The following is a 13,346-nucleotide window of genomic DNA, read 5'->3' on the forward strand; positions in this document are numbered from 1 at the left end:
TGCAGTATCGGCGAACCGCGGCCACTGCGATCAACGCGTCACAGGGCTTGCCAGGCCGTTGCGGATGGCCTCACGCATGGCGTGCCGCGCCTGGCCGTCTGCACGCGCGCTTGCCGCCGCCTGTTGCGTGGCCAGATCCGCCTGCTGCGCGGCGAGCGCTTGCTGTTGCGTGGCCAATGCCTCGATCTGCTGCTGCGTGCTGCGCTGCCTGGCGGCGTTGGCCTGCTGCGTCGTGGACGTGGCCGGCCGCGCCGCAGCGGTGTCGCGTGCAAGCGACGCACGCGTCTGCGCCACGGCTGCGGCCGCATCACGTTCCGCCACGGCAGCCATCTGCATTCCCAACGCCGCTTGCTGCTCGCCCAGCCGGCCCTGCCGCTCGCCCAGCGCACCCTGGGCTTCGCCCAGCTGGCTGACCGGTGCGTACAACACGCGGATGCGCTGCAGGGTGGCCGCATCGCGCACCACGTAGCTCTTGCCACCGTTACGAAACCACAGCAGTGCGCCCGTGCTGCCAGCCAGGCGCCGCGCGCGGGCCAGATCCTCGGTGGAGCCGTGCATGAGCGCCTCGCCGTCTTGGATCAGCACGTACGCATCCTGGTCGGCGTGATCCGACAGGGTGAGATGGCCATACGTGGTGACGTCGCTGGTCGGCGTGCGCATGGATGTCTCGGGCGGTGTCGGTGCGTGCGGCGCAGTAGGCATCGCGGTCGCGGCAACTGCAGCGAACGGGGCCAATGCAATGGCAGGTGTTTGCGTACCGGATGCCGGCGCAATTTCTGGCTGACCACCTGATCGCGCGGCCAGACATGGCGTCAACGCGCTGGTGAGCGCAAGCGCCAAGAGGATCATCAGGCCAGCGCGCGTCAATGCAGGGGTGAGGTGCAGCATGGGAATGTCCTTGTGTGGATGAGGTTGGGCAAATCTTTCGTGTGATGCGGTGTTGCGCGTCGCGTCGTATTGCGGTGCTGCCGATTGCAGAGCTGCAGAGGCGAAGCGAATGCAGGGTTGGCATTGCTTGCACATGTCGTTGCTGGTGGCCCAATAAACACTGCTTGCCCTTACCGGTGCCGCCCGTAAACAAGCGTGGCGTTGCAGGCGTAATGCACTACCCGCAGCAACACGCTTTACGTCGTCGAAGACCGCAGCTGTACAGCAAGGCTGCGTCCACGCCGGTTCGCAGTTGCTGCAGCTAGCCAGTCACCCGCGTTGCCCGGCCACTGGCAAGTGCTTCGCGCAGAATGCTCAGCGCCTGGCGGGTGGCGAGCCGCGTGGCGCCGGCCTGCTTTCTGGCCAGCACGGCCTGCTGCTGCGTCAACAGGCGCTGCTGCTCCGCCAGCGCCTGTGTGTCGCTGGCAGCGCCCTGTGCCGGTTGCGTCGCTGTTGCCATAGACCCAGGTGTGCCGGCAGCGGCAGCGGCGGCGGCGAGTTGCGCGGCAAGCGCTTGCTGACGCGCTTGCACACTGTCCTGGGCCGCGCGCAGTTGCAGGCTGCGTGCATAGCCGGTGCGCAGCCGATGCAGCAGGCCCGGATCGCGCACGACGTATTGCACGCCGTTGGCCCGGAACCACAGCACCCAGCCATTGGCATTGGTGTACCGATGTGCGGTCTGCAGATCGTCGGTGGTGCCGTGCATGAGATGGCGCTCGCCCTGCAGCAGCACATAGGCATCGCCATCGTCCGGGATGTCCTGCGCGTCGCTGCCGCAAGTGGCTTTGGTCGATCGCGCGCCGGATGCGACGTGCCTTAGGCGTGGCGTCGAAAACGCAGGCGTTGATCTGGGCATCACTGCGGGAGAGATCGGCGCAGTGGGAGCTGCGGGAGGGGCGGATGGATGAGCCGGCTGGGCAGGCGCGGCCGGTGCTGGCGGTGCCACGGAAGTGGCTGAGGCCAATGGCGCCGAAGGGGCGACCAGCGCAGCACCAGATGCAAATGTCGAAGCCGCACGTGGCGCAGCACGATAGGCCGGCGCAGGCGCTGCGGGCGGTAACGGCATCGCGGCTGCGTTGGCTGCTACTGCCGGTAATGTTGCTCTGGCTGGTTCTGTTGTTGCTGCCGGTGCTGCCGGTGCTGCCGGTGCTGCCGGTGCTGCCGGTGCTGCCATCAGCATGGGCGCAGCGAGCGCGCCGAGAGCAAGCAGCAAGGCGCGGCGCAGACGCTGCTGTGGGAACGTAATCTGATGCATGTGCGATCTCCTTGGGGATGTGGGTGCCGCCGGCCGGTAGCGGTCAGGCGGATGGGGCAATAGCGAACACACGGCCACGGCGTTGCCGACGCTGGTTGCGTCGAGACGTGCTGAGTCGATGAGCGGGCGCATGGCCTGACCCGCGTGAGTGGGATGCGGTGCCTGGTGCTGTGCGCGATCACTGCAGTGGTCGCGCTGGATGAAACGGTCAATCGGAAGGAGCGGTGATGGAACGCCTGCACTGCCGGTACAAAGACCAACCGCTGGTACCGCCGTCAGGCACGGCGACAAGGTATGCGGTGCTGACATGCCGGCCGCCGCCGGCGCAGAACAATCAGTAATCAGCAATCAACGATCACCAGCTCCATGCATTCCAGGCACGGCGCCGCCCGCCTGGCGACTGCAGGCCATACCTCACGCTTGGGTGGTGCGCTACGCGTTGGATCTACTGCCGCGCACTGCCATGGCAATGCGCGCTGTGCTGTGGTGCAGGTCTCTAGTTGTCTTGGTCCGTGCCGGCCGCGGAGTGTTGGGTACGCGCGGCATTGAGGCGGTCCTGGCGTGCGGCTTCCTTGTCCGCTTCGGCCTGATGGCGGCTCAACTCGGCTGCCTGGCGCGCGGCGGCAACATAGGCGTATTGCGCGTTGCGTTGTTGCAACGCCACCTCGCGGATCTGCTGCGCCGCTTCACGCACCTGCTGCTGCGCGTCCTGCTTGGCCTGCTCCAGCTCGGGGCCGAGCGACTCCAGTTGCTCGCGTGCTTCTACCAATGCGTCCTGCGCCGCCTGCAGCTCGTCCTGGCGCATCTGTGCATGCATATCGCTCGCTTCGATGGCCTGCTGTGCGGCGGCCCGTGCCTCCACCTCGGCAGCCTTCGCGCTGCGTGTGGCCTCATCGATGGCGTCGCGTACGCTTTGCTGTGCGTCGGCATCCCAGCCGGTGGTGTCCATCTGCCAATTGTCTTGCGCGCCCGGCGCATCCAGCACACCCGCCAGCACGCCGTTTGCCGGTGCTGCAGGTGCGGCCGGTGCCGCAGGCGCTGCCTGCAGCTGCAGTGGAGCAGCGCCATTGGCACTGCGCGTGCCGTGCGACATTGCCGGCGATGCGCTGGCGGTGACCACGACCGGCTGCAGCGCAGGCGACGGCAGCGGCGCGGGCATAGCGACCAGACGCAGCGGTGCCACGCCCAGGACCGCCACCGCGACCAGCGCACGCGCGCCCCAGCCCGGTGTGGCGTTGGTGTTTTGCAACATGATCAAACGGCGCTTGAGGCTCAGAAAACTCGGCGACGCACTGGACACCCCAGCCACCGGCGCTGCAGAAACCCCAAGGCTGACCAGCAGGCGGCCATAGTCGTGACGGCAGCGCACGTGACCGGCGACCACCGCCGCATCGCAGGCGGCTTCGCGGGCGATGGCGTATTCGCGCGCAGCCAGATGCAGCAGCGGATGGAAGAAGAACAGATGCTGCGCCAATGCCGGCAGCAGCCCCCACAACAAGTCATTCCGACGCAGATGCACCAGCTCGTGGGTCAGCGCCATGTCCAGCTCATCGTCGCTGATGCTGGCCAGGCGACGCGACGGCAGCAACAGCACCGGCCGCCACAGGCCGATGAGTTGCGGCGAATCGATGTGTGCGCTCAGGCGCAATGGCGGTGCGTGGCGCAAGCCGTGCGCATCGGCGGCCAGTTGCAGGGCCGCCAGCAGTGCGCGATCGGTACACGGCTCGGTGGACTGCACCTGACGGCGGCTGGTCCACCATGCCATTGCGCTGCGCGCCAGCATCACCAGCACACCGGCCAACCAGGCTGCCATCACCCAGCGGACCCACAGCGACGGCGATGCATTGGGCAGGGTCGTGACCGCGCCCCCAACTGCCTGCGCCACCGGTGTGGCGGCCGGCAACACCGCCAGCTCGACCGGTGCCAGAAACAGGCCCAGCACCGCCTGCAGCCCCACCATCCACCACAGCCAGCATTGGGTGGACGCCGGCAGGCGCGGCATGGCCTTGCACAGCAGCCACACCAACGCCACCAACGCGGCCGATTGCAAGCTGGTCATCGCCAGCCGCTGCACCACCAGTTCGAACAGGCTCTGCATGACTCAGCTCTCCTTGCGCTGCGATTGCAGCTTGGCGACCAATGCTTCGAGTTCGGCCAGCTCGGTATCGCTGACCTCCGCGCGCTGCGACATCCACGCCACGAACGGCGACACCGAGCCCTGCAAGGTGTTTTCCACGAACTGCCCCACCGCCGTGCGCACCACCGCGTCCTGCCCGCTGGTGGCGCTGTAGCGGTACATGCCGTCCACCTGCTTGCGGCGCAGAAAGCCTTTGGCGCGCAGCCGCTCCATCATGGTCAGCACGGTCGAGCGCGCCAGCCCACGTGGCTCACCGAACGCGGCAGCGACTTCGCCCACACTCGCGTGCCGTTGTTCCTCGATGTGTTGCAGCAGGGCCAGCTCCTGGTCCCCGATGGTCTTAGCGCTCATCTCGTGCCCCATGACTACAGATGTCGCTAACGTAGGCCTGACTACAGCTGTCGTCAATAGGTCGGATGGCAGGGGGATGTATGGCATCGGATCAGGGCTGGCTGTACAGGCACTCTCCCTCGGCCAGGCGGAAAGCATGCCGTTCCGCTCCGCAATGACATGCGCGCAGCTATCTCAGAGCAACATCGGTGCCGTGCGCGTTCGAAGATGGAGACGATGCAGGGTGCAGGGTGCAGGCCTCGAGGCAAGTGCCACCATGTCGAAATTTCTGGACTCTCCAGCGATGTTTGCTTGGGCGCTGCCGTGGTCTGCTCACGTTGGCATCGGCGATGATTTGAACAAGGCTGAAATCCTGCCTCCCCACTGCGGTAGATTCCGTAGAATTTCGTCTTCGACCAACGGAGCTGTAGCGGATGGACCTTGAGACGATGAGCAGGGCACTGATGCCATTGCCGTATCAGCGCAACGTGATCGACTACCTGAAGCAGCATGAGCCCGAGGTCTGGGCGTGGGCCGGGTCGCAACAGGTACGCGATGCACATCTGGCACAGGTCCGCACCCATCTGCTGCGCGACACGTATCGGCTCGAACCGGAGGCGCATCCGGAGGTGCATGCGGCACTGACGCTGGCCATGCAGCGGCTGGGGATCAGCGCAGGGGCCACGCTGTATCAGGCCAGCGGTCAGGCGATGAACGCGGCGCTGGTCTATGTGCCAGGCGAAGTGCATATCGTGCTTGAGGGGCCGGTGCTTGAACGTCTTTCTGCGCACGAGCTACTGGCGCTGTTCGGTCATGAGCTGGCCCATTACCTGTTGTGGTCGCTGGAGGGCGGGGCGTTCTTGTCCGCCGAGCGCATCCTGCAAGATGCGCTCGGCGCTCATGGGGCCAGCGATAGCCATCGGCAAACCGCACGCTGTTATGGCCTGCATACCGAACTGTTCGCCGATCGCGGTGCAGCGCTCGCAGCTGATGCGTTGGCACCTGCAATCAGTACGCTGGTCAAGGTGCAGACCGGCATCGGCAATCCGGATCCGGCTGCGTACCTGCGCCAGGCCACCGAGCTTGAGGATGCACTGGAGGACACCAGTGCCGGCACCACTCATCCAGAGACCTTTGTGCGTGCGCGTGCGCTGGAATTGTGGTGGCAGGACGACCCGATGCTGGACGCATGGACCGACCGCAAGCTGCGTGGGGTACTGCGTCTGGCCACGCTGGATCTGCCACGGCAGGTACAGCTGCAGACGATGACGCGCGCGTTCGTCAACTGGTTCCTGGAGAGTGCGCAGCTGCGTAGCGACGCGGTGACCAACCAAGTGCGCATGCTGTTTGCCGACTGGGCGGCTGACGAGCCGGTCGCGCCGCCCGACCAGTTCGAAAGCTTGCAAGCCGCCGATGACGTGCGCGGCTATTTCAACGCGCTGATGCTGGACCTGGCGCTGGTCGATCCCGAGGTGCGCGACCCGGCCCTGCAACGCGCAATGATGGTGGCGCGGGTGATGGATAGCGAAGCGCTACTGCTGGCGCAGCTCAAACGCGACGCCGGGATGGGCAAGCGCGAGATCGACAAGCTGCGCAAGCAGGTCTGGGAGGTACAGGCATGAACGCATCGGACACGCCAACGGTGCCGGGCGGCAGCCTCGCAACGGTGATCGAGGCACAGGCTGGTGCCGCGTTTTCCACTGACGATGTGGTGTTGATGGTACTGCCGCTGTTCCAGCAGGTAGCCATCCTGCATGCGCACGGCAAGGTGGCCGCACTGGACACACGCAGCATCGTGCTGGGTCAAGAAGGTGGGCTGCAGCTTGCTCAGCCAGAGGGCCAGGCGCCGGTGATGGACATCGGCGCCATCCACCGCGTGCAGCCACATCCGGCCTCGGCACTGAACATCGTGGGCGAACTGAGGCGCTCGCACGACGCAAACGGCATGGAAGACCTCGCTTTGATGGAGGTGCAGGACGACCTTGGCGCTCCGATTGAGCGCCCGGTGTACCTGCCGGCGTTTGCCAGCTGGGAGTTGCAGCTGGGGCATCACGACGAGATTACCGACGTGTTCCGGCTGGGTCTGGTGCTTGCGGCGTTGGCGTGCGGGCTGGATCTGGGCGAGATCGATGACGTGCGCAGCTTCGCCGGGAATCGGCGCAATCTCTTCGTGATCGCCGAGCGGCTGCACCCGGTGGTGGCCGCCGTGATCGTGGAGATGACTGCGCTCAACCGGCACGAGCGTGCCACCGACGTGGCCAGCCTGGCCATGCGCCTGCGCACCTGGCGCGACCAGCCCGAGGTACTGGATGTGCAGCGTGCGCTGACCGGTGCCAGCGGCACTTTACCGCGGCGGACGGCGGTGCTGTCGCATCTACGCGACCGCTTATTCGACCTGTCGCGCCGCAATCGGCTGCTTTATTTCAAGCCGACCGCTAGCAGCGTCAATCTGACCGTGTCGAGCGTGCCATTGATGCTGCAAGTGGAGAGTATCCAGCCCGACCACATCTGCACATGGAGCGGGCCGTTCGCCAACGATCTGGTGAGCGGACGTGCGGTCGATTTGCAACGCTGGCTACGTTTCGATGACCAGCCTTATCTGCCGGTGGCATTGGACAAGCTGATCCAGGACACGCGCCGCGACCGCGCTGAGTACGGTTTCGGCACGCTGCGGCTGGTGGCGGCCTTCCTACGCTGGCATAACCTCAAGGAAGACCCCGAAGAACGGATCGTGACTCCCCTGCTCTGGCTGCCGGTGGAGCTGACCAAGCGCAAAGGCGTGCGCGACCGCTACGTGCTGCAGGCAGAAGACGACGAGGCTGAATTCAATCCGGTCCTGCGTCACCAGTTGCGCCAGCTCTATGACATCCGCTTGCCGGAAAAAGTGGATCTGCAGAAGACCTCGTTGGCCGAGATCCACGCCGATCTGCTGGCGCAGATCGGTCGCAGCGAACCGTCGGTGGAACTGCGATTGGTCGACAAGCCGCAGATCCGTCTGGTGCGGCAGAAGGCGCTGCAACGCCTGCAGCAGTTTCAGAGGCGGCGTTCGTTGGCGCGCACGGCGGGTACGACGAGCGGCCTGCCCGACTACAGCTACGCGCCCGACAACTATCGCCCACTGGGCCGCGCGCTGTACGAACAGCAGGTGGTCCCCAGCCCGCTGCCACAACGTTTCGAGGCCGGTGCCGCCCCGGTGGCCGGCCCGCGTCACGCACGCATGGCCGCCCCGGTCGAAGAGGCCGCCGAACGCGTGGGCTACGCACTGGGCGAGTCCGACGGCCATCGCTACGCGTGGGACCTGGATCTGACCCAGGTCAGCCTGGCGAACTTCAACTACAAGAAAATGTCGCTGGTGCGCGACTACGCGCAGTTGATCGAAGCTCCCGAAGCCAATCCAGCATTCGACCGAGTGTTCTCCATCGAGCCACGTGCTGCCGACCCCGCAGCCGCCGCGCCACTGCCGACACGCACGCAATGGAACGTGGTGGATGCCGATGCGACCCAGAACGCTGCCGTCGCCTTGGCGCGCACTCGGCACAGCTTCATCATCCAGGGCCCACCGGGCACCGGTAAATCGCAGACCATCACCAACCTGATCGCCGACTACGCCGGCGAGGGCAAGCGCGTGCTGTTCGTCTGCGAGAAGCGCGCGGCTTTGGATGTGGTGTTCCATCGCCTCAAGCAGAGCGGTCTGGATCCGCTGTGCTGCCTGATCCACGATTCCCAGACCGACAAGAAGGCTTTCATCGCAGAGCTGGGCGAAGGCTACGCACGCTGGATCGCCCAGGCGCATGGCCGCGAGGCACTGATGGCCCAACGCGACCGGCTGGTGGAGCTGATCGATGTCAGCCAGCAACGCATCGACGTCTTCGAGCAAGCGATGACCCTGATGCCGGAAACGATCGGCACCACCGCACGCCAGCTGGTGCGACGCCTGATCGAACTGCCGTCCGCGCCCGTGCTGGATAGCGAGGCGTGGGAGCGGTTACCGGATCTGGCCGTGTGGGAGCGACATCGCGCGCTGGCTGCACGCATCCACGCGCAGATGCAAACACGCTTTGGCGTGCAGGGCCTGGCCGAACATCCATTGGGCCGACTGCACTCCAATGTGCTGGCTGATCCGCGTGCGCATACACGTATTACCCAGCTGCTGGACGATAGCGAGACACTACTGTCGCAACTGGACCCGCTGCTGGAGAGTGGCTCCAGCCTGCTCGACGCGGGCATGTCGCTGGCCCAGGCACGCGCGTTAGCCGATCAGGCGCAGTGGCTGATCAGCCAGGGCCTGGCCACACATCTGGACCTGCTCGATGACGACTCGCCGGCTGCGAGCGACTTGCAGACCCTTCGTGCGACGCTCGATCAGAAGACCGCCGTGCTGAACACCGCGCAGCAGGCCACCGCGCACTGGCGGGACCGACTCGAGCAGACTGACGCCCGCGCGGCGCTGGCCCTGCTGGAGCAACTGGAAGGCTCCATGCTGCGCTGGTTGAAGCCGGCATGGTGGCGACTGCGTGGCGAACTCAATCGTCGCTACGACTTCGGCCGACACGCGGTGCATCCTGGCTACACGGCAGTGCTGCGCGCGCTGGTCGCCGAGCAGACCGCGGCTGCCGCGGTCCAGACCGAGCAGGCCGCCGGGCAAGCCCGATACGGTGTGGCGCGGCTGCAGGATCTGATCGATGCAGTGGCCCAGCTACGCGAACGTCTAGGCACCTCAGCCGCGACCCGCGCGCTGGTGGCGCATCTGCGCGCGGCCATCGCACCGCTTGCCGCCGCCCGTGCCGATGCCGACGCGCGTGGCCTGCTGGACCGGCTCGCCAGCCGCATCGAGGAGAATCTAGAACTTCCGCGCGACGCCAGTCTTGAGAGTATTTCCGAATATCTGCGCGATCTGCGCGAATGCCTGGACGAGCTGATCGACCTGTTGCCACTGCTGCGCAGCGTGCATGCTGCGGATGCGGGCAGCGCCTTCGTGATGCGCAGCATCGCTGCAGCACCTGCAGGCATGGACGCAGTGGTCGCGCATGCGGCCTGGCGCCGGCTGGAAGCCGCCACACCGGCACTGGCGGCGTTCGACGGGGCCATGCTGGCCCGCGCGGCAGCCACGGTGGCTCAGGGCCAGGCGCGCCTGCTGGCGCTGAACTCGCAGGTGATCCAGGCGACCCAGCACCAGCGATTCGCCGAGCACGTGCGGCAGTCATCGCTGTCTGCCAGCCAGCTCGATCAAGACGGCAAGGCCTTCAAGAAGCTCTATGCCACCGGCCGCCGCGAGCTGGAACATGAGTTTGCCAAGAGCATGCGTCATCGTTCCATCCGTGATTTGTCCGATGACGAGACCGGCGTGGTGATCAACGATCTGAAACCGATCTGGCTGATGAGCCCACTGTCGGTATCGGACACGCTTCCGCTCTCGCCGGATCTGTTCGATGTGGTGATCTTCGATGAGGCCAGCCAGATCCCCACCGAGGAAGCCGTACCGGCGCTGAGTCGCGCGCGCCAGATCGTGGTAGTCGGCGATGAGATGCAGTTGCCGCCAACCAACTTCTTCTCGACCGCCGGCGATGGCACGGACGCATTGGTAGTCGAAGACGACGGCGAGCGCATCGCCGTCAATCTCGATGCCGACAGCCTACTCAATCAGGCTGCCCGCAATCTGCCGGCAACCCTGCTGGCGTGGCATTACCGCAGTCGCCACGAGGCGTTGATCAGTTTTTCCAACGCGGCGTTCTACGACGGCCGGCTGGTGACCATCCCGGACCGACGGATCGAACCCGCCGACGAACAGCAGGCCTCGCTGCGCTCGGATCGGCCGGATGCCGGCATTGCCGGTGCCGATGCGGTGCTGGCACGTGCCGTGAGCTTTCATCGCCTGGACGATGGCGTGTACATCGGCCGGCGCAACGCGGCCGAAGCACGTTACATCGCCCTGACCGTCCGCGAGCTACTACGCCGAGAGACTGGCCTGAGCATGGGCATCGTCGCCTTCTCCGAGGCACAGCAGGGCGAGATCGAGAGCGCACTTGAGATCCTGGCTGCAGAGGATGCGGACTTCGCGCTGCGCCTGGACCGCGAATATGTGCGCGAAGACGATGATCAGTTCAACGGCTTGTTCGTCAAGAACCTGGAGAACGTGCAGGGCGACGAGCGCGACGTGATCCTGCTCAGCATTTGCTACGCGCCTGGACCGGAGGGCCGCATGCTGATGAACTTCGGCCCGATCAACCAGCGCGGTGGCGAGAAGCGGTTGAACGTGATCTTCAGCCGTGCGCGTCATCGCATGGCAGTGGTCTCCAGCATCCAAGCCGAGGCGATCACCAACGTGCACAACGACGGCGCCGCCGCGTTGCAGGCGTTTCTGCGCTTCGCTCAGGCCAGCGCCATCGGCGACCACGGCCGCGCCCAGCATGTCCTGGGCACACTCAATGCCGGTGCGCGCGAGGCTTTCGTGCGGCCGGCCAGCGCCGATGCGGTACGCAGCGCGCTCGCCAGTGCATTGCGCGAACGTGGCCACCTGGTGCACGAGTGCGTCGGGCGCTCGCAGTTCCGCTGCGACCTGGCCATCGTCGACCGCAGCACTGGCGACTACCAGCTTGCAATCCTGCTCGATGCGCCCGATCAGGCCGTCGCCGACACGCGCGAGCGTTACGTGTTTCGCCCTGGCGTATTACGGCGCTTCGGCTGGGATGTCATTGATGTGCCTGGACGTGATTGGCTGCACGCACCGGATAGCGTGTTGCACCGAATCGAAGCGGCCCTGCGTGGCGACGGTCTTGACCAACACGTTGGACTGGAGCTGGATGAAGCGCTCGCGTTACCGCTGCCGATCGCCACAACCGACACTGCTCCGCCTATTCAACAACCATCACACTCCACAGCGCAGAACCAGACGGCAGATGCGACGCGAAGCCTGCGTTTTGAACAGGGCACCTCACGCAAGTTTTGGCGGGTGGCCCGTATCGGTACGGAGCTGAGTGTGTCCTTCGGCAGAATCGGCACGATGGGTCAGACCACCCACAAAAGCTTCGATACTGTCGAACGCGCAGCTCGGGAGATGGACAAGCTGACGGCTGAAAAGCAACGCAAGGGCTATGTGGAAGATGCAGACCCGCCGACACCTTGATGGCCAGCCGGGAGCCGCCAACGCAATGTGACGATAGGTATCAACTTAAAGTTCATAACACGCTCTAAGCATCGCGTTTACTTGAATACCGGCGTTGTGCCGGAAGCAGTCGTGCGGTCGCCTGCTGCCTGCATCTGTTTCCCCAGCGTGCGGATGCGCTCTTCACCGATGGCGAGCGCTTGTGCAGTGGTGTGCACCGAGTAATAGCCAAGGTGCAGTGGGTGCGGATGTGGAATGGCCGAGCCGAGCACGAAGACTGCATCGCTGTTGCCAGGTGCTTGCAGCACGATGGGCGCGCCGTTATCGGCAAAGACCACCATGTCGCCGCGTTGCAGCCGTTCACCGGCATCAAGAGTGCCACTGGCTACTGCCAACCAGCCGACCAAATGACCGGCGGGCGGGTGGTAGGTCCAGCGTTCGCCGGGTTTCAAGGTGACCAATAGGTAATTGATACCGTCAGGCGCATCGACCGGACTCTGCGCGCCCTCGTAGCGACCGATCACCACATGCGCGGGGCCGGCCTTGGCCATGTGCTGCGCTTCGATGTAATGGCTTTGCGGCTCTGCCAGCTCCACGGCTTCAGGCAGTGCCAGCCATAGTTGAAATCCCTGGATGCAGGAGGCGTCGGCTGGCGGCACCATTTCCTTGCCATGCCATACGCCGATCCCGGCACGCATCCATTCCACTCCGCCATAGGCAATGGTGCCGCGACCGGTTGTCTGGTCGTGGTAATGCATGCTGCCTTCGGTAAAGACCGTGACCGTGGCGATGCCCGAATGCGGATGCAGCGGCATGCCCGACATCGTGTGGATGACCGAACCCTGCGCATCGAAGATGTCGAGGAACACAAACGGCTTCAGCACCTGCCCAAGATCGGACGGGCTCATGAGCCGGGTGATTGGACCGCCAGAATCGTTACCGCGTCTGCGGTGGACGATGGCGCGCGGCGCGGCAGTGGGCGCTTCTGTGGCGGGGAACGAAGGCTGCAGTGAAAGAGTGCGCATGGCAGGCCTCGATCAAACCGAACGCGTTGCGCGCAGCACGGCAGCGATGCGGGTGCGATGCAACCAGGCGATTGTCGCGGTCACCGCCATCAGGAAGATCGCCGGCACCGGGCTGCCGCCGATGACGAACAGATGCACACCGGTCGCCACCAACATCATGGCCGCAAGCAGGGCACCGCTGAGCGCAAACGTTGCCGGTAGCAGCAATGCGATTGCCCCGATGATTTCGATCGCACCGGTCAGGATGCGCAACCACTGACCGAGGCCGATGTGATCGAACACCTCGACCATCATTGGAACGCCGGCCAGCTTGGCCGCACCCGCAGCGAAGAACGCCACGGCGGCGAACACGCGCAGGGTCCAGGAAAGACCGCGAATGAATCGCCCGGCGCTGGGCTGGTTGGGAATGGACGAGGTGTGCATGAGGTGTCTCTCTAGAAAGGATGTGGGCGAGGCGGGGTCGGTTGAGGGCCGGGGTGGGCGCGAGTGGCGTTCCCGGTCAGAGCGTCTTGCCTGGCGCCCGTGAGTCCACTGTGGCGTTCCGAATGCAGCTAAGCTAGCCACGCAAAG

At 65.3% G+C, this 13,346-nt stretch carries 9 protein-coding genes; 3 read left to right on the top strand and 6 right to left on the bottom strand.

What is annotated here, in order from left to right; all coding sequences use genetic code 11:
• Positions 1-30: 30 nt before the first annotated feature.
• Positions 31-888, bottom strand: coding sequence for a hypothetical protein (locus ABQU90_RS19450; protein WP_323520854.1), 858 nt, complete (start codon positions 886-888; stop codon positions 31-33).
• 301 nt (positions 889-1,189) lie between these two features.
• A complete protein-coding gene (locus ABQU90_RS19455) occupies positions 1,190-1,783 on the bottom strand; it encodes a hypothetical protein (protein WP_349780877.1) in 594 nt (197 codons plus the stop codon).
• 44 nt (positions 1,784-1,827) lie between these two features.
• On the opposite strand from ABQU90_RS19455, the gene ABQU90_RS19460 reads away from it, so the two are divergent.
• Positions 1,828-2,172, top strand: a complete 345-nt coding sequence (locus tag ABQU90_RS19460) for a hypothetical protein (protein ID WP_323520852.1) — start codon at positions 1,828-1,830, stop codon at positions 2,170-2,172.
• A 506-nt stretch (positions 2,173-2,678) separates the two neighbouring features.
• Here the strand turns inward: ABQU90_RS19460 and ABQU90_RS19465 are convergent.
• Together ABQU90_RS19465 and ABQU90_RS19470 are read right to left on the bottom strand one after the other, a co-directional pair.
• The gene (locus ABQU90_RS19465) at positions 2,679-4,280 is read right to left on the bottom strand and encodes a M56 family metallopeptidase (RefSeq protein WP_323520851.1); all 1,602 of its coding nucleotides are present in this window, start codon (positions 4,278-4,280) and stop codon (positions 2,679-2,681) included.
• A gap of 3 nt (positions 4,281-4,283) precedes the next feature.
• Complete coding sequence (locus ABQU90_RS19470) at positions 4,284-4,670, bottom strand: BlaI/MecI/CopY family transcriptional regulator (RefSeq protein WP_055852713.1); 387 nt, start codon at positions 4,668-4,670, stop codon at positions 4,284-4,286.
• A 428-nt stretch (positions 4,671-5,098) separates the two neighbouring features.
• On the opposite strand from ABQU90_RS19470, the gene ABQU90_RS19475 reads away from it, so the two are divergent.
• On the top strand, positions 5,099-6,271 hold the full coding sequence (locus ABQU90_RS19475) for a M48 family metalloprotease (RefSeq protein ID WP_323520850.1): 1,173 nt from the start codon (positions 5,099-5,101) through the stop codon (positions 6,269-6,271).
• Positions 6,268-11,772 (top strand): AAA domain-containing protein, encoded by a 5,505-nt coding sequence (locus ABQU90_RS19480; RefSeq protein ID WP_323520849.1) that lies wholly within the window; start codon positions 6,268-6,270, stop codon positions 11,770-11,772. The genes ABQU90_RS19475 and ABQU90_RS19480 overlap by 4 nt, the downstream gene beginning before the upstream one ends.
• Before the next feature lie 77 nt (positions 11,773-11,849).
• Here ABQU90_RS19480 and ABQU90_RS19485 read toward each other — a convergent pair whose 3' ends face one another.
• Both ABQU90_RS19485 and ABQU90_RS19490 read right to left on the bottom strand, forming a co-directional pair.
• Positions 11,850-12,659, bottom strand: coding sequence for a pirin family protein (locus tag ABQU90_RS19485; RefSeq protein ID WP_323520848.1), 810 nt, complete (start codon positions 12,657-12,659; stop codon positions 11,850-11,852).
• 129 nt (positions 12,660-12,788) lie between these two features.
• Positions 12,789-13,199, bottom strand: coding sequence for a DoxX family protein (locus ABQU90_RS19490; protein ID WP_323520847.1), 411 nt, complete (start codon positions 13,197-13,199; stop codon positions 12,789-12,791).
• Positions 13,200-13,346: the final 147 nt, after the last annotated feature.

It is taken from the genome of Xanthomonas sp. WHRI 10207, assembly GCF_040202975.1.
GTDB lineage: Bacteria > Pseudomonadota > Gammaproteobacteria > Xanthomonadales > Xanthomonadaceae > Xanthomonas.

What these genes read in the sequence shown, in the direction of transcription:
- ABQU90_RS19490 (WP_323520847.1), bottom strand. Translation starts at nt 13,199, where the DNA reads ATGCACACCTCGTCCATTCCCAACCAGCCCAGCGCCGGGCGATTCATT.
- ABQU90_RS19475 (WP_323520850.1), top strand. Translation starts at nt 5,099, where the DNA reads ATGAGCAGGGCACTGATGCCATTGCCGTATCAGCGCAACGTGATCGAC.
- ABQU90_RS19480 (WP_323520849.1), top strand. Translation starts at nt 6,268, where the DNA reads ATGAACGCATCGGACACGCCAACGGTGCCGGGCGGCAGCCTCGCAACG.
- ABQU90_RS19455 (WP_349780877.1), bottom strand. Translation starts at nt 1,783, where the DNA reads ATGCCCAGATCAACGCCTGCGTTTTCGACGCCACGCCTAAGGCACGTC.
- ABQU90_RS19465 (WP_323520851.1), bottom strand. Translation starts at nt 4,280, where the DNA reads ATGCAGAGCCTGTTCGAACTGGTGGTGCAGCGGCTGGCGATGACCAGC.
- ABQU90_RS19470 (WP_055852713.1), bottom strand. Translation starts at nt 4,670, where the DNA reads ATGAGCGCTAAGACCATCGGGGACCAGGAGCTGGCCCTGCTGCAACAC.
- ABQU90_RS19460 (WP_323520852.1), top strand. Translation starts at nt 1,828, where the DNA reads ATGGATGAGCCGGCTGGGCAGGCGCGGCCGGTGCTGGCGGTGCCACGG.
- ABQU90_RS19450 (WP_323520854.1), bottom strand. Translation starts at nt 888, where the DNA reads ATGCTGCACCTCACCCCTGCATTGACGCGCGCTGGCCTGATGATCCTC.
- ABQU90_RS19485 (WP_323520848.1), bottom strand. Translation starts at nt 12,659, where the DNA reads ATGAGCCCGTCCGATCTTGGGCAGGTGCTGAAGCCGTTTGTGTTCCTC.